Genomic DNA, 15,391 nt, shown 5'->3' on the forward strand with positions numbered 1-15,391 from the left:
CGTTGCGCCGCCGCCGACGGCGGCCGGGAAGACTTCGGTCCGTCGCCCAGCGTACGTGCCGTCAGGGCACCACATGTCCGGGGATGACGGAGCTGCGACGTGCCTCCCACTCCAGGAACCGCTCGGTCTCGGCGAGCACGCTGCCGGCCAGCCAGGTGACCATCACCGCGTCGTCGGCCAGCCCGAACACCGCCAGCGGGATCTCCGGCAGCAGGTCGATCGGCGAGACGATGTACGCCGTGGCCGCGGTCATCAGGGCCAGCCGGAGGCCGCCGTCGTACTCCCCCTTCGCGGTGGCCCGGATCATCCGGGGCAGTGCCGCCAGCCGGGCGCCCAGCGACGGTCCGCTCCGCGCCCCCGTCGTCAGCGCCCGAGCCAGCGCCGCGAAGGCCGCGCTCCGCTTCAATGTCTTCGCCATCTCCTCGCCCCTTTCCGCTCGACCAGGGTGCGGTCCCGGCGCAAGCCCGCCCCTGTCGGTACTGGTACCCGGAACCCTCCCGTCCCAGCCGCCCGATCATGGGAGAGCGCGGGTCGTGGCGGCGCGATAATGTCGGTGCATGGGGGACGCTGGTTCCGTCGCGCCGGGCGGCTGGCAGCGCGCCCGGCGGATCGCCCGGATGGCGGCGATCGGCACGGGCGCCACGATGGCGGCCACCGCCGCCACGGGCGGGGTGCTGCTCGGCCAGGCCCGGCAGGCCCGGCGCACCATCCCGATGGCCGAGGCGCCCCCGCCGCGCTGCGACGGCGTCTACGGCGCCAAGCTTCCCGGCCCGCCGGTCACCATGGTGATCCTCGGCGACTCCTCGGCCGCCGGCTACGGCGTGCACCGCCGCCGCGAGACCCCCGGCGCGCTGCTGGCCACCGGGCTGTCCCGCCGGCTGCACCGGCCGGTCCGGCTGCACCGGTTCGCCGTGGTCGGCGCCCTGTCGGCGGGGCTGAAGCCGCAGGTCGAGTCGGCCCTGGAGGTCGATCCGGACATCGCGGTCGTGCTGGTCGGCGGCAACGACGTCACCAACCGCACTCCGCTCTCGGTGGCCGTGCGTTACCTGGTCGACGCGGTGCGTACGCTGCGCGCCACCGGTTGTGAGGTGGTTGTCGGCACCTGCCCCGATCTGGGCGCGATCCGGCCGATCCAGCCGCCGCTGCGCTGGCTGGCCCGGCGCTGGAGCCGCCAGCTCGCCGCCGCCCAGACGATGGCGGTGGTCGAGGGGGGCGGCTGGACGGTCTCCCTCGGTGACCTGCTCGGTCCCCGCTTCGCCGCCGAGCCGGCCCGGATGTTCGCCTGGGACCGGTTCCACCCGTCCGCTGAGGGGTACGCGGTCGCCGCGGCGGCACTGCTGCCCACCGTGCTGTCCGCGCTCGGCGCCGGCCAGGAACGCCGGGCCGGGCTGGTGCGCGGCGAAGGCGTCCGGTCGCTCCCGGAGGCGGCCCACGAGGCCGCCCGGCACGCCGGCACCGAGGTCAGCGCCACCCAGGTCCGGGGCCGGGACCGGGGTCCCGGCGGGCGCTGGGCGCAGCTGCGGCGGCGTGCCTTCTTCGGCGTCGGTGCGGTGCCGCAGTCCGGCCCGGCGGAGTCACCGACGCTGGAGGGACTGGCATGAGCGGGGGTAGCGGGGGCATCATCAGCAGGCACAACGCGGGTCACGCTCACGTCGACGCCGGTCCCGGCGCCCCGGCGGCCGGGGTCGGCGCCACGAGCGGAGCGGCCCGCGCATCATCGGACCTGGGGAGGTGCCGTCATGACGCAGCGTAACGAGCTTGTGGTCCGGCTGGGTCGGGCCGCGGCGCTCTCCCTGGTCGCCGGCACGGTGGGCGGGGCCGCGGTCCTCGCCGGCCAGGCCATCGCCGCCCGCAGCCGTCAGTACGCGCAGCCCGAGTTGAGCCTCGTGCTGCGAGCCACGGTGGGCCGCACGGGCGCCCCACCGCTGCGGCTGGTGCTGCTCGGCGACTCCTCGGCGCTCGGCGTCGGGGTGGAACGCTTCGAGGAGACGGTCGGCGGCCAGCTCGCGCACCTGCTCGCCGAGGGGCCGACCGGCCACCGGGTGCACCTGTCGAGCGTGGGGGTCTCCGGCTCCCGCTCCACCGACCTGGCCACCCAGGTGGCCCGGGCGCTGCTCGGCGAGCGTCCCGACGTGGCGGTGATCCTGGTCGGGGCGAACGACGCCACCGCGCTGGCCCGTCCGGGGGACGCGGCGGCGTACCTGGGGTCGGCGGTGCGCCGGCTGCGTGAGGCGCACGTCGAGGTGGTCGTGGGCACCTGCCCGGATCTGGGCGCGGTCCGCGCGGTCGCCTCCCCGCTGCGCCACGTGCTGGCCTGGTCCGGCCGACGGATCGCCCGGGCCCAGACGGCGGCCGTGCTGAACGCCGGCGGCAGCGTGGCGGACCTGGGCACCGAGACCGGCCCGGTGTTCCGGGCGGACGCCGGCACGCTCTGCCACGACGGCTACCACCCCTCCGCCGACGGCTACCGGGTCTGGGCGCACGCCCTGCTGCCGGTGGTCGAGGCGGCCGCCGCCGTCGCCTCCCGGCACCACTGACGCGGCCCCGGCGGGGTGACATTTCCCGCCCGGCCGCCAACTTCCGCGTCAAGTTACTCGCGGGTTAACGTTGGTTCATGCCGATTGAGTCGCCGCGCGACGCCGTCATCGTCGCCACCGCCCGGTCCCCCATCGGCCGGGCGTTCAAGGGTTCCCTGCGGGACGTCCGCCCGGACGACCTCGCCGCCACCATCGTCCAGGCCGCGCTCGACAAGGTCCCCGCGCTCGACCCCACCACGATCGACGACCTCTACCTGGGCTGCGGGCTGCCCGGCGGTGAGCAGGGCTTCAACATGGCCCGGGTGGTCGCCACCCTGCTCGGCCTGGACGGCCTGCCCGGCGCCACGCTGACCCGCTACTGCGCCTCCTCGCTGCAGACCAGCCGGATGGCGATGCACGCGATCAAGGCCGGCGAGGGTGACGTCTTCATCTCCGCCGGCGTCGAGACCGTCTCCCGGTACGCCCGGGGCAACTCGGACACCCTGCCGCCGGAGGCGCAGGCGCTGGTCGGCGGCGGCTGGGAGAACCCGCGCTTCGCCGAGGCCCGCGCCCGCTCCACGGCCCGCGCCCAGGGCGGCGCCGAGGTGTGGACCGACCCGCGCGCGGACGGCCGGCTCCCCGACATCTACCTCACGATGGGGCAGACCGCGGAGAACCTCGCCCAGGTCTACGACATCACCCGCGAGGACATGGACGCGTTCGGCGTCCGCAGCCAGAACCTGGCCGAGAAGGCCATCGCGGACGGCTTCTGGGCTCGCGAGATCACCCCGGTGACCACGCCCGACGGCACCGTGGTCAGCGCCGACGACGGGCCGCGCCCGGGGGTCACCCTGGCGGCCGTCGCCGGCCTGAAGCCGGTCTTCCGCCCGGACGGTCGGATCACCGCCGGCAACTGCTGCCCGCTCAACGACGGCGCCGCCGCGGTGGTCATCATGAGCGCCCAGCGCGCCCGCGACCTCGCCCTCACCCCGCTCGCCCGGATCGTCTCCACCGGCGTCACCGCGCTGTCGCCGGAGATCATGGGCCTGGGCCCGGTCGAGGCGTCGAAGCAGGCCCTCAAGCGGGCCGGCATGACCATCGACGACGTCGACCTGGTCGAGATCAACGAGGCGTTCGCCGCCCAGGTGATCCCGTCCTACCGGCAGCTCGGCATCCCCGAGGAGAAGCTGAACGTGATGGGCGGCGCGATCGCCGTCGGCCACCCGTTCGGCATGACCGGCGCCCGGATCACCGGCACCCTGCTCAACGCCCTGGAGTGGCACGACAAGACCATCGGTCTGGAGACCATGTGCGTCGGCGGCGGCCAGGGCATGGCCATGGTGCTCGAGCGCCTGAACTGAAGTCGATTCGCCGGGGATCCGGCCGGGTACCGGAGGCGCCATGGCGACGCTGGTGGAGCGGGAACGCAAGTACTCCGGTGACGCGGAATTCCGGCTGCCCGACCTGACGGGGTGCGGTGGCGTCGCGACCATGTCCGACGCCACCACCCTCGACCTGGACGCGGTCTACCTGGACACCGCCGACCTGCGGCTGGCCCGCAGCGGCTTCGCGCTGCGCCGGCGGACCGGGGGGCACGACGCGGGCTGGCACCTCAAGGTCGGGGCGGCCGGTGGTGCCCGGACCGAGTACCAGTTCCCGGCCGCGCCGGACGAGGTCGACCCGCCCCCGCAGCTGGTCACGCTCTTCCGGGCGGCGTCCCGGGGTGGGACGGTCGCCCCGGCCGCGCGGATCGTCACCCGCCGCCGGGAACGCCGCCTGCTCGACGGCGCCGGCCGCCCGCTGGCCGAGGTCGCCGAGGACAGCGTCGAGGCGCAGGACCTGGTCAGCGGCGAACGGCAGGCGTGGCACGAGATCGAGGTCGAGCTGGTCGACGGCGACGAGGCCCTGCTCGACGCGGTGGAGGCCCGGCTCCGCGAGGCCGGCGCGCGCCCGGTGCCGGTGTCGAAGTCGCATCGCGCCCTCGGCACCCGGCTCGCCGCCGCCCGTTCGGCAGCGCCCGATCCGGGGGTGGCGCCGGTCCTCGACTACGCGACCGCCCAGCGGGACGTGCTGATCGCGAACCATCCGGGGGCGTGGAGCGGCGACGAGGAGGCAGTGCACGACGTGCGGGTCGCCGTCCGCCGGCTCCGCTCCACCCTGCGTACCTTCCGGGGGCTGTGGGACCGGCGGGAGAGCGAGTCGCTGCGGGCGGAGCTGCGCTGGCTGGGCGGGCAGCTCGGGCCGGTCCGGGACAGCCAGGTGATGGCCGCCCGGCTCGCCGGGGCCGTCCGCGCCGAGCCGGACGAGCTGGTGCTCGGGCCGGTCGCGGCGCGGATCGCCGAGCGGTTCGCCGCCGACCTGGCCGTCGCCCTCGCCGAGCTGCGCACGGCGCTCGACTCCGACCGGTACGCCGACCTGCTGCGCCGGCTCGACGCGCTGCTGGAAGGCCCGACGGCCCGGACGGTGGATGCCCGCTGGGTGGCCCGCCGGGTGCGCCGGGCGGTGACCCGCGCGGACGACCGGCTGGACCGGGCGCTGGCCGGCGCGACCGACGACGCGGCGCTGCACGAGGCCCGGAAGGCGCACAAGCGGGCCCGGTACGCGGTGGAGGTGCGTGAGCCGGCCGCCGGGCGGCCCGCCGCCCGGCTGGTGACGCGGCTCAAGGAGCTCCAGGACTTCCTCGGCGCCCACCAGGACTCGGTGGTGACCCGGGACGTGCTGCGCCGGCAGGCGCTACGGGCGTTCGCCGACGGCGAGAACGCCTTCACCTACGGGGTGCTGCACGCCCGGCAGGCCGCGGCGGCCGACCGGGACCTGCCAGGCCTGCTCCGGGCGCGGGACCGGGTCCGGCAGCGGAAGGTCCGGCGCTGGCTGGCGGAGTGAGGCGATCAGAGGGCGGAGCGGGTCTTGGCCACCGCGCCGGCCGCCTCGGCCAGCACCGGCCCCGGCGGACCGGCCGCCACCAGGTCGGCGGCGACCACCCGGAGCTGATCGGGCAGGACCAGGTCGTTGCCGAGCCGGGGTACGTCCCGGCGCGGCTCGCCCTCCGCGTCCGCCGCCAGGTTGGCGATCTCCTGCACCAGCTTGTGCACCAGGTCGGCGCGGGACACGTTGCCGCCCTCGGCCTGCGCCGACCAGCGCGGCTGCGTCCAGTGCCCCACCTGACGGACCAGCAGTTCCACCGCCCGGTCCAGTTCCGCTGCGCTCATCCCGGCCGAGTCTACGGTCAGCGGCGGACGTAGCTGAGCAGGCGGAGGATCTGCCAGTACAGGAAGATCAACCCGACCAGCAGCCCGAACGCGCAGTACCAGGCGTACCGGCGGGGCAGGCCGGCGCGGGCGGACCGCTCGACCAGGTCGAAGTCGAGGATGAAGCTCAACGCCCCGGCGATGATCGCCACCCCCGAGAAGAGGTACGGCAGCCAGCCGACCTGGGCGGTCAGGTTGTAGACCTCCAGCCCCTGCCGCCCGGTGAGCAGGTAGGCGACCAGGTTGACCAGGCCGAGCGCGACGATCCCGAGGAGCGTGCCGAGCACCAGCCGGGCCAGCCGCGGGGTGGCCCGGACCACCCGGGCCCGGTAGAGCAGCGCCATGCCGAGGAAGACGCCGAAGGTGCCGATCACCGCCTGGGCGACGATCCCCGGGTAGACCAGCTCGAAGGCCCGGCTCGCCACGCCGAGCAGCAGCCCCTGGAGCACCGCGTACGCGGCGATCACCGCCGGGTTGGTGACCTGCTTCAGCGAGATGAACAGCACCAGCGCGAGGCTGGCCAGGGCGCTGCCGGCGAGCGCCGCCGAGATCCAGACCGCCTGCGGGACGACCACCCAGGCGACCGCCGCCGTGACCCCGGTGAGCAGCAGCAGGCCCACCGTCCGGCTGACCACGTCGGCCACGGTCATCGCCTCGACCGCCCCGACACCCAGCACCTGGCGTTCGGTCCGGCCCACGTCGTCCAGCCGGTCCAGCACCGGGTTGGCACTGCGCACCGTGACCTCCTCGCCGACGTACCCCGGCCTTCACTCTGCCCCGCGGGGCGCGGCGGCGGCGGGAAAACGACGACGCCCGCCGGCCGCGGTCGCGGCGGGCGGGCGTCGGGGGTCGACGGGCGGGAACGTCAGTCGTCGCCCTGGAAGTAGCTGAGCAGGCGCAGAATCTCAAAGTAGAGCCAGACCAGGCCGACCACGATGCCGAAAGCGGCGGTCCAGGAGTAGCGCTGCGGGAGCCCCATCCGGACGCCGTCCTCGATCTGGGCGAAGTTGAGCACGAAGCTCAACGCCGCGACCACGATGCAGACCAGGCTGAACACGATGGCCAGCTTGCTGCCGTCGCGCAGGTGGGTGTTGACGCCGAACAGCGCCAGCATCAGGTTGATCAGCATGACCGCGAAGAGGCCACCGATGACCGCGATCATGATCCGGGTGAACTTCGGGGTGGCCCGGATGACCCGCGCCTTGTAGAGCATCGCCATCAGGAAGAAGACGCCGAAGGTCGCCACCGTTGCCTGGAGCACGATGCCGTCGTAGAACGACTCGAACGCCTTGCTGACCATGCCGACGAGGACGCCCTCGACGATCGAGTACGTCACCACCAGTGCCGGGTTGGCCACCCGGGAGAACGAGATGATCAGGCCGAGCACCAGCGTCACGACGATGGCGCCCATCAAGGCGACACCGACCAGGGCGTCCGGAACGAGCACCCAGGCGGCCGCGGCGAAGATGCCAACGATGCCGAGCAGCATGACCGTCTTGACGACCACGTCGTCCAGAGTCATCGGGGTCACGGCGGGCGGGGCCGCCGGGTAACCGGGGCCGGCCGGGTACTGCTGCGGGTAGGGCTGGTACTGCTGTGGATATCCGGGCTGACCGTACGGCCCGGGCTGGGCGTACCCGGCCGCCCGCTCCCGCGCGGCCGCCTGACCGAGCCGGGAGAGCACCGGGTTCGAGGTCTTCACTTCTCAGGCCTCCCTCAGAGGTCGATGCACGTGAACGTGCCGCCTCCAGGGTAAACGGCACCGGCACCCCCGCGCCGGGAGTGAAGCTGTGGGAAAGCTGAGAGTCTGGTGCCCGGGGCGGGGGTCGAACCCGCACGCCTTGCGGCAGCCGCTTTTAAGGCGGCCGTGTCTGCCGTTCCACCACCCGGGCGGGTGACACCGACACGCCGGCACGCGGCGGTGCATGTCCCACCGTAGTGGGTGCCCGGCGACCGGGCGTACCCCGTGGGGGCCCCGCCGTTATGGTCGAGGCCGTGACCAGCGCCGCCCCCACCGCCCCCGGGCCCGACCCGGACCAGGCCGTCCTCCTCGAGCCGGCGGTCGTCCGTCCGACCCGGACGGCCCGTCTGCTGGCCACCGTCGTCCGCCACCGCGCGGACCTGCTCGCCGCGCTGCTCTTCGCGCTGCTGGCCGGTTGGCTGACCCACGGGTTGTGGCCCGCCCCCGGCCAGCGGGTGCTCGCCCTCAACCCGGCGGACCAGACCCTCTACGAGTGGTTCCTGGCCGTCGACTCGCGCGCCGTGCTCGGCGACTTCAGCCTGCTCACCGACCGGCTGAACGCGCCGGACGGGGTCAACCTGATGGCCAACACGACGGTGATCGCGCTCGGCGTGCTGCTCGCCCCGGTCACCGTGGCGTTCGGGGCCCCGGTCAGCTTCGCCCTGCTTGCCGCCGGCAACCTGGCCGGCACGGCGGTCGCCTGGTATCTGCTGCTCACCCGGACGCTGCGGACCCGCCGGCTCGCCGCCGGGCTGGGCGCCGCGCTCTGCGGCTTCGGCCCCGGCATGGTCTCGCAGAGCAACGCCCACCTGCACATGACCGCCCAGTGGCTGGTCCCGGTGATCGTCTGGCTGGTGGTCCGGCTGCTCCGGGCCGCCGACCCGGCCGGCCGCCCGGACGGGCCGGACCGCCGCCGGCTGGTCACCTCGGCGGTGGGGCTGGCCGCGGCGGTCACCGTGCAGGTCTTCATCGGCGAGGAGGTGCTCTTCCTCACCGCCGTCACCCTGCTGGTGATGACCGTCGCGTACGGCCTGGCCGACCGGGCACTGCTGCGGCGGGCGCTGCCGGCGTTCGCCGGCGGGCTGCTGACCGCCGCCGGCCTGGCGCTGCTCGTGCTGGCGTACCCGCTGTGGCACCAGTTCGCTGGCCCGCAGGGCGTCGCCGACGGGATGTTCAGCCCCGACTACTTCTCCGCCGACCTGACGGGTTGGTCGACGCTCTCGCCGCTCTCCGTGCTGGGCAGCGACGCCGCGGCCCGGCTGACCACCGGGCCGGCCGAGTTCAACACCTTCCTCGGCTGGCCGCTGCTGCTGGTCACCGCCGCCTGCGCGGTCTGGCTGGGTCGCCGGCCGCTGGTCATCGCCTGCGCCACCGGGGCACTGGTGATGGCCGTGCTGTCGCTCGGCCCCGAGGTGGTCGTCTCCGGCGAGCGGACCGCGCTGCCCGCCCCGTACGCGCTGCTGGCCGGGCTGCCGGTGGTGGACGGCGCGCTGCCGATGCGGTTCGGGCTGGCCGTGCTGCCGCTGGCCGGCACGGTGCTGGCCCTGGCCGTGCACCGGGCGCTGGGCGAACGCGGGTCGGCCCGCCGGCTGGTCCCGCTGGCGGTGGGCGCGGCCCTGCTCAGCGTCTTTCCCGCCCCGCTGCCCACCACCGACCGGCCGCCGCTGCCCGAGTTCATCACCGCCGGTCACTGGCGGCAGTGCGTACGCCCCGGCGGGGTGCTGGTGCCGGTGCCGACGGCCACCCCGAAGGACCCCTGGCCGATGCGCTGGGGCACCGCCGCCGACGCGGCGTTCGGCATGCCGGAGGGCTTCTTCATCGGCCCGTACGGCAAGAACGGCTCGGCGGTCATGGGCACCTACAAGCAGCCCACGTCGGCGCTGCTGGCCGACGTGGCCAAGCGTGGCGTGCCACCGGCGATCGGGGACGAGCAGCGCCGGCAGGCCGCCCGGGACATCGGCTTCTGGGGCGCCTCCTGCGTGGCGCTGACCGACGACGCCCCGCACGCGGAGACCCTGCGGCGGACCCTGGAGCAGCTCTTCGGCCCCGGCACCCGGGTCGCCGACGCCTGGACCTGGCGGTTCTGACCGCACCTGCCTGAGACCACCGGGCCGACGAGCCGGGTCGGGCCGGACACGGAAAGGGCCCCTCCCGTCCGGGAAGGGCCCTTTCTCGGCGAACTCAGCGGCGCGCCGCGCCGACCGGGGCGGACGCCTCGGCGAACTCCTCGCGCGGGTCGTGCAGCTGGCCCAGCGCGACCACCTCACGCTTGAGGAAGAACGCCAGCGTCCAGTCGACCACGACCCGGACCTTCCGGTTGAAGGACGGGATCCGCGACATGTGGTAGGTGCGGTGCATGAACCAGGCCGGCCAGCCCGTCATCTTCACGCCGTAGACCTGCGCCACGCCCTTGTGCAGGCCGAGGCTGGCCACGCTGCCCGCGTGCTTGTGCTTGTAGTTGACCGGCTCGCGCCCGCGGATCACGTTCGCGATGTTGTCGGCCATCCGGGCGGCCTGCCGGACCGCGTGCTGCGCGCTCGGCGAGCAGAAGTTGCCCGGCTCCTTGGTCAGGTCCGGCACGGCGGCGCAGTCGCCGGCGCTCCAGGCACCTTCGACCACCTCGTCGCCATCCACGATCTGGAGGGTGGGCAGGCAGGTGACCCGGCGCCGCTCGTCGCGCGGGAAGTCGGTGGCATCCAGCATCGGCGACGGCTTGACGCCCGCGGTCCAGACGATGGTGTCGGCGGGGAAGCTGTCCCCGTCGGAGAGCTTCACAACGCCGTCGACGCAGGACTCCAGCCGGGTGTCCAGACGGATGTCCATGTTCCGCTTGAGCAGCTGCTGCACCGTGTAGGCGCCCATGTCCCGATCGACCTCGGGCAGCACCCGCTGGGTGGCCTCGACCAGAACCCAGCGCATGTCCTCCGGCTTGAGCTCCGGGTAGTAGCGCAGCGCGTCCCGGGCCATGTCCTCCATCTCGGCCAGCGCCTCGATGCCGGCGTAGCCGCCGCCGACGAAGACGAAGGTGAGCGCGCGCCGGCGGACCTCCGGGTCGGTCGTGGCGGCCGCCACGTCGAGCTGGTCCAGCACGTGGTTGCGCAGGAAGATGGCCTCACCGATGGTCTTGAACCCGATGCCGTGCTCGTGCAGGCCCGGGATCGGCAGCGTGCGGGAGACCGACCCGGGGGCGACCACGACGTGGTCGTACTGCACCTCGCGGATCGGGCCGCTGATCGGCTGCACGAGGGCGGTCCTGCGGTCGTGGTCGATCCGGGTGACCGTGCCGGCCAGGACGGTGCACTTGCGCAACTCCCGTCGCAGCGGCACCACGGCGTGCCGGGGCGAGATGTTGCCCGCCGAAGCCTCCGGGAGGAACGGCTGGTACGTCATGTGCGGCTGCGGGTCGACGACGATGACCTCGGCCTCACGGGAGCTCAGCTTCTTGGACAGGCGCAGAGCGGCGTACAGGCCGACGTGCCCGGCACCCACGACAAGGATCCGCTTCGGATTCACGTCATCTATCTTTCCCCGGGCGGCTCGGCTAATCCCGATCGAGACCCCGTTCTGTGACGGAGCACAACCGCTGTGACCTGCGCAACGTCCCCGACGGTCCCGCTATCTGCGACGCAGCAGCCAGCCCAGCAGGGCGCTGAGCCCGACCGCCACGAGCAGGCCGACCACCGTCACCGCCTGGAAGCCCCGGTCGCCGCCGACCCCACCGAGCCCGGCCAGCACGACGCCGACCACCGCGCTCGTCAGCACCACCCCGCCGGCCCGGGTCAGCCAGCGGACCACCAGGTCCGGATCGACCACCGCATCGAACGGCAGCAGCGCGGCGAGCGCGCAGAGGGTGTGCGCCAGATAGAGCAGGGTCGCCACGGCGAGCAGCCGCCACAGCGCCGGCGGCCGGTCGAACCCGACCGTGGCCAGCAGCCAGCCGCCGACCGTGACGAGCGCCGCGAAGGTCGGCCAGAACCGGCGCGGCCCGGCCGCCGGCAGCACCGCCACCACGGTCAGGGCCAGCAACGACCGCGGGGCGAGGGCCTCCGCCGGGTAGGCGACCAGGAAGCCGACCAGCACGGTGAGGAAGATGCCGGTGCGGATCAGCAGCGGGGCAAGGCTGATCCGGTTGACCAGGAACCGCGCCGCCCGGATCCGCTCGTGCAGCCCTTCCACCAACTCGTTCATCGGGCACCCGTCCGGGGGGCGGTGGCCAGCCGGGCCACGTCGCGCAGCACCTGGTCGAGGCTGCCGGCCCCGGCCCAGCGGACCACCGGCACGCCGTGCTCGCGGAGCTGCCCGATCATCGTGTCGCGGTCCAGGCGCCACAGCCGGTACGCCACCTCGGCCCAGCCCCGTTCCCGCGGCGCGGACAGGTCCGCCGGCAGGGTGTCCACGGCGACCACGAAGCGCCCGCCCCGGGCCATCCGGGCCAGCATCTGGGCCGAACGCTCGTCCAGCAGTGGCGTGAGCACCACCACCAGCGCGTCCGAGGAGAGCAGCTGCGGGCCGAAGACCTGGTCGTAGGGCTCGTGCGGGGAGGACTCCGCCTTGACGTCCAGCAGCCACTCCAGCACGGTCAGGTACTGCCGGCGCCCGGTCGCCGGGCGGAGCCGGCGGGCCGCCGGCCCGTACTCCAGCAGCGCCACCCGATCACCCCGGTGCAGGTAGTGCTCGGCGATCGCGGCGGCCGCCCGGACGGTGGTGTCCATCACCGACGCCGGCCCGCGTACGCCGCCGGAGCGGCCCGCCTCGGCGAGCACGTCGAGCAGGACCACCACCTCGGCGTCCCGGTCGGAGAGGGTGGCCGCCACGTGCAGCTGCCGGGTCCGCAGCGAGACCCGCCAGTCGATCCGGCGCAGCCGGTCCCCGGGGGCGAAGACCCGGACGCCGGCCAGCTCACCGCCCTCCCCCGGCCGGCGGGAGCGGTGGGCGCCGACCAGTCCGGCCGCCCGCGGCATCGCCTCGACCGCCTCGAACGGGTCGGTCATCGGGTAGACGCGCATCCGGACCGGCGCGGTGATCACCGCGCGGGAGACCAGCAGCCCGTCGGCGGCGGCCACCCGCGCGCCGGCCGGGCCGATCGGGTGCCGGCCCCAGCGCAGCGCCGTCCCGGTCAGCGCCAGGTCCACCGCAGCGCCGGAGGGCACCGAGGTGACGAACGGACGGTCGGCCCCGCCGGAGCGGCTCACGTCGACCCCGGCCCCGCCGAAGCCGACCCGCTCCACCCGCAGCCAGCGCGACATCCGGGTCCGCACCACCGCCACGTCGTAGGCGACGGTGTCCGGGTTGGCGACGGCCACCGTGGCGGCCATCGGGGCACCCTCGACCAGGTGCGCGTCCCCGGTGCCGATCTCCAGCTCGGGCAGGGCCGTGGGCCGGCGCCGCAGCCCGTACGCGGTGCCCAGCGCGAACGGCGCGGCCAGCACCACCAGGTCGGTCCGGCCGAGCAGCACGGCCGCGACGAGCAGGAGCCCGGTGAGCAGCACGGCCCGGCCGAGCGCCGCGGTGGGCGCCCAGCCGGCGGCGGGCTCGTGACGGTCGGTCATCAGCGCCCGGCGTGCCCGGCGGCGTAGCTGGGCAGGGCGCCGCTGGCCGGGGCCGGCGTCGACTCCAGCACCTCACCGACCACGAAGGACGGGTCGACCCGGCGCAGCCACATCTCCGGCCGCAGGGTGATCCGGTGCGCCAGGGCCGGCACCGCCACCGCCTTGACGTCCTCCGGCACCACGTAGTCGCGGTTGGCGAGCACCGCCCGCACCCGGGACAGGAGCAGCAGCGCCAGCGAGCCGCGCGGGGACGCGCCGACCAGCGCGGACGGGTGCTCCCGGACGGCCGCGGTCAGCGCCACGATGTACCGGCCGATGGAGTCCTCGACCACCACGTCCTCCAGCGCGGCCTGCATGGCGCGCAGCGTTTCGGCGTCCACCACCGACTTGATCTCGGCCTCCTCGCGGCGGCGGGCGATCCGCCGGCGCAGGACCTCCCACTCCTCCTCGTGGTCCGGATAGCCGAACGACACCCGCAGCAGGAACCGGTCGAGCTGCGCCTCCGGCAGCGGGTAGGTGCCCTCGTACTCGATCGGGTTGGCGGTGGCGAGCACGTGGAACGGCTCGTCCAGTCGGTAGGTGACGCCCTCGACGGAGACCTGCTTCTCCTGCATCGCCTCCAGCAGCGCCGACTGGGTCTTCGGCGGAGTCCGGTTGATCTCGTCGGCGAGGAGCAGGTTGGTGAAGACCGGTCCGGCGCGGAACGAGAAGTCGCCGCTGCGCTGGTCGTAGAGGAAGGAGCCGGTGACGTCGGCGGGGAGCAGGTCCGGGGTGAACTGGAGCCGGCGGAAGTCCAGCCCGAGGGCCTGCGCGAAGGAGCGCGCGGTGAGCGTCTTGCCCAGGCCGGGCAGGTCCTCCAGCAGCACGTGGCCGCCGGCCAGGATGCCGGCGAGGACCAGCTCCAGCGCCTCCCGCTTGCCCACCACGACCGTGCCGACCGCCTCCAGCACCGCCCGGGCCAGCCGGCCCACCTCGGCGGGGGGCATGCTCCGGTCCACGTCGTTCATCAGAGTTTCTCCAGTTCGGCGACGATCGCCGCGAGGTCCCGCGGCGACGGGGGGCGGCGGGTGGGGGTGCCGAGGAACGTCCACAGTGGCTCGCCCAGCAGGGCGCGGGCGCGGGCCGGGTCGGACTCCCGGGTGAGGCCGTGCTTCTGGCGCAGCCGCTCGTCGGCCAGCTCGCCGAGGCGCGGCAGGATCCGCTCGGTGAACCGCTCCCGGTTGCCGGCGGACCAGTCCAGCGGGCGCTCCCAGCCGTTGATCGCGGCGCGTAGCGCGTCCCGGGAGCCCCAGTTCCAGGTGCCCGGCTCCTCGCCAGCCGGGGCCCGGACTCCGGCCCGGGGCGGCGGCGGGGGCGCCAGGGCGGCGGTCACCCGGCGGACCGCGAGCACGGCGAGCACGCCCGCCACGACGATCCAGAGCGAGATCCGCAGCCCGACCGCGCGCAGGCCGACCACCACGACGACGGTGAACGCCGCGGTGACGGCGAGGGTACGCAGCACCGCCCGCAGCCGGCCGCCGCCCCGCTCGCCGGTCCGGGCCTCGGCGGGCTCCTCGTCGAACGACAGCAGGTCGTCGATGCTGGTACTCACTGGACGGCCGCCTCCCCGGCGGCCAGGCTGGTCAGCTCGCCGCGGAGCCGCCGCAGCGCCGCCCGGGCCTGGTCGCGCATCCGCGCGTCGACCGTGTGCGTGGCGTACCGGGCCTCCCGGTAGACGTGCGCGAAGCCGTCCAGCACGTCGGCGCTGGCGATCGCCGGGACGCCGGCCGCCGGGTCGCCGCGCAGCAGCCGGCCGACCAGGTCGGTGGGGGTGTCACCGGCGCGCCTCGGCACCCCGGCCTCCTCCGCGGCCTCCTCCAGCCGCACCCAGCAGGCGATCACCGCGGTCCGCGGGTCGGTGTCCTGGTCGTCCAGTTCCACCAGGCCGGCGTCGAGGGCGGCCACCACCTCCCGGGCGGTGCCCTCGGCGGTCCGGCGGGCCCGCTGCGCCGGCAGGGCCCGGGTGGTCCGCCGCAGCGCCCCGGCGATCAGCGTCCAGACCACGTACCCGACGACGACCAGCGCGGCCAGTGCGAGCAGGGCGCCGGCGGTCCAGGCGATCCACCCGGGAATCCCGCCGGAGGTGGGCGGGCCCACGCCCCGGGGCTCGGCGGGGATCGAGGGGGCCGGCTCGGCGGAGGGGTAGTCCGGCACGTACGGGACGTTGTCCGCGGCGGGCGGGATCCGGCTGGCCCCGATGGCGGAGTGGCCCGCGGCGAACGCGGCGGCGGCCAGCAGCACGATCACCGCCGCGACCGGCCACCACCTGCGCAGCACGCCGAGGTCCATCCCACCGCC

15 protein-coding genes and 1 tRNA gene are annotated in these 15,391 nt (G+C 74.9%); 5 read left to right on the top strand and 11 right to left on the bottom strand.

Annotation, left to right across the window (positions count from 1 at the left end):
- Window positions 1-61: 61 nt before the first annotated feature.
- Window positions 62-418 carry a YkvA family protein gene (locus Q2K19_RS06510; protein WP_302768425.1) on the bottom strand — a complete coding sequence of 119 codons (357 nt, stop codon included), beginning with the start codon at window positions 416-418 and terminating at the stop codon, window positions 62-64.
- 139 nt (window positions 419-557) lie between these two features.
- On the opposite strand from Q2K19_RS06510, the gene Q2K19_RS06515 reads away from it, so the two are divergent.
- From Q2K19_RS06515 to Q2K19_RS06530, 4 genes are all read left to right on the top strand, one after another.
- The gene (locus Q2K19_RS06515; protein WP_302768427.1) at window positions 558-1,601 is read left to right on the top strand and encodes an SGNH/GDSL hydrolase family protein; all 1,044 of its coding nucleotides are present in this window, start codon (window positions 558-560) and stop codon (window positions 1,599-1,601) included.
- 138 nt (window positions 1,602-1,739) lie between these two features.
- Window positions 1,740-2,537: an SGNH/GDSL hydrolase family protein gene (locus tag Q2K19_RS06520; protein WP_302768429.1), complete on the top strand. Its 798-nt coding sequence runs from the start codon at window positions 1,740-1,742 to the stop codon at window positions 2,535-2,537.
- A gap of 77 nt (window positions 2,538-2,614) precedes the next feature.
- Entirely contained in the window at window positions 2,615-3,877 is a 1,263-nt protein-coding gene (locus Q2K19_RS06525) for an acetyl-CoA C-acetyltransferase (protein WP_302768431.1), read from the top strand.
- Window positions 3,878-3,917: 40 nt separating this feature from the next.
- Window positions 3,918-5,399 (top strand): CYTH and CHAD domain-containing protein, encoded by a 1,482-nt coding sequence (locus Q2K19_RS06530; protein WP_302768433.1) that lies wholly within the window; start codon window positions 3,918-3,920, stop codon window positions 5,397-5,399.
- 5 nt (window positions 5,400-5,404) lie between these two features.
- Here Q2K19_RS06530 and Q2K19_RS06535 read toward each other — a convergent pair whose 3' ends face one another.
- The 4 genes from Q2K19_RS06535 to Q2K19_RS06550 form a co-directional block, all read right to left on the bottom strand.
- Entirely contained in the window at window positions 5,405-5,725 is a 321-nt protein-coding gene (locus Q2K19_RS06535; protein WP_302768434.1) for a hypothetical protein, read from the bottom strand.
- A gap of 17 nt (window positions 5,726-5,742) precedes the next feature.
- Entirely contained in the window at window positions 5,743-6,501 is a 759-nt protein-coding gene (locus tag Q2K19_RS06540; RefSeq protein WP_302768435.1) for a Bax inhibitor-1/YccA family protein, read from the bottom strand.
- A 128-nt stretch (window positions 6,502-6,629) separates the two neighbouring features.
- A complete protein-coding gene (locus Q2K19_RS06545; RefSeq protein ID WP_302768436.1) occupies window positions 6,630-7,466 on the bottom strand; it encodes a Bax inhibitor-1/YccA family protein in 837 nt (278 codons plus the stop codon).
- Window positions 7,467-7,572: 106 nt separating this feature from the next.
- Window positions 7,573-7,656, bottom strand: a tRNA-Leu gene (locus Q2K19_RS06550).
- A 103-nt stretch (window positions 7,657-7,759) separates the two neighbouring features.
- On the opposite strand from Q2K19_RS06550, the gene Q2K19_RS06555 reads away from it, so the two are divergent.
- Complete coding sequence (locus Q2K19_RS06555) at window positions 7,760-9,592, top strand: hypothetical protein (RefSeq protein WP_302768437.1); 1,833 nt, start codon at window positions 7,760-7,762, stop codon at window positions 9,590-9,592.
- Between the two features lie 94 nt (window positions 9,593-9,686).
- On the opposite strand, the gene Q2K19_RS06560 is transcribed toward Q2K19_RS06555, so the two are convergent.
- From Q2K19_RS06560 to Q2K19_RS06585, 6 genes are all read right to left on the bottom strand, one after another.
- Window positions 9,687-11,018: an NAD(P)/FAD-dependent oxidoreductase gene (locus Q2K19_RS06560; RefSeq protein WP_302768438.1), complete on the bottom strand. Its 1,332-nt coding sequence runs from the start codon at window positions 11,016-11,018 to the stop codon at window positions 9,687-9,689.
- 102 nt (window positions 11,019-11,120) lie between these two features.
- Window positions 11,121-11,693, bottom strand: a complete 573-nt coding sequence (locus Q2K19_RS06565; protein ID WP_302768439.1) for a hypothetical protein — start codon at window positions 11,691-11,693, stop codon at window positions 11,121-11,123.
- Complete coding sequence (locus Q2K19_RS06570) at window positions 11,690-13,054, bottom strand: DUF58 domain-containing protein (protein ID WP_302768440.1); 1,365 nt, start codon at window positions 13,052-13,054, stop codon at window positions 11,690-11,692. The genes Q2K19_RS06565 and Q2K19_RS06570 overlap by 4 nt, the downstream gene beginning before the upstream one ends.
- Window positions 13,054-14,061, bottom strand: a complete 1,008-nt coding sequence (locus Q2K19_RS06575; protein ID WP_302768441.1) for an AAA family ATPase — start codon at window positions 14,059-14,061, stop codon at window positions 13,054-13,056. The genes Q2K19_RS06570 and Q2K19_RS06575 overlap by 1 nt, the downstream gene beginning before the upstream one ends.
- A complete protein-coding gene (locus Q2K19_RS06580) occupies window positions 14,061-14,645 on the bottom strand; it encodes a hypothetical protein (RefSeq protein ID WP_302768442.1) in 585 nt (194 codons plus the stop codon). The genes Q2K19_RS06575 and Q2K19_RS06580 overlap by 1 nt, the downstream gene beginning before the upstream one ends.
- Window positions 14,642-15,382: a DUF4129 domain-containing protein gene (locus Q2K19_RS06585; protein WP_302768443.1), complete on the bottom strand. Its 741-nt coding sequence runs from the start codon at window positions 15,380-15,382 to the stop codon at window positions 14,642-14,644. Before Q2K19_RS06585 ends, Q2K19_RS06580 begins: the two co-directional genes overlap by 4 nt.
- Window positions 15,383-15,391 lie beyond the last annotated feature (9 nt).

Source organism: Micromonospora sp. NBRC 110009 (assembly GCF_030518795.1).
In the GTDB taxonomy this organism is placed as follows: domain Bacteria; phylum Actinomycetota; class Actinomycetes; order Mycobacteriales; family Micromonosporaceae; genus Micromonospora.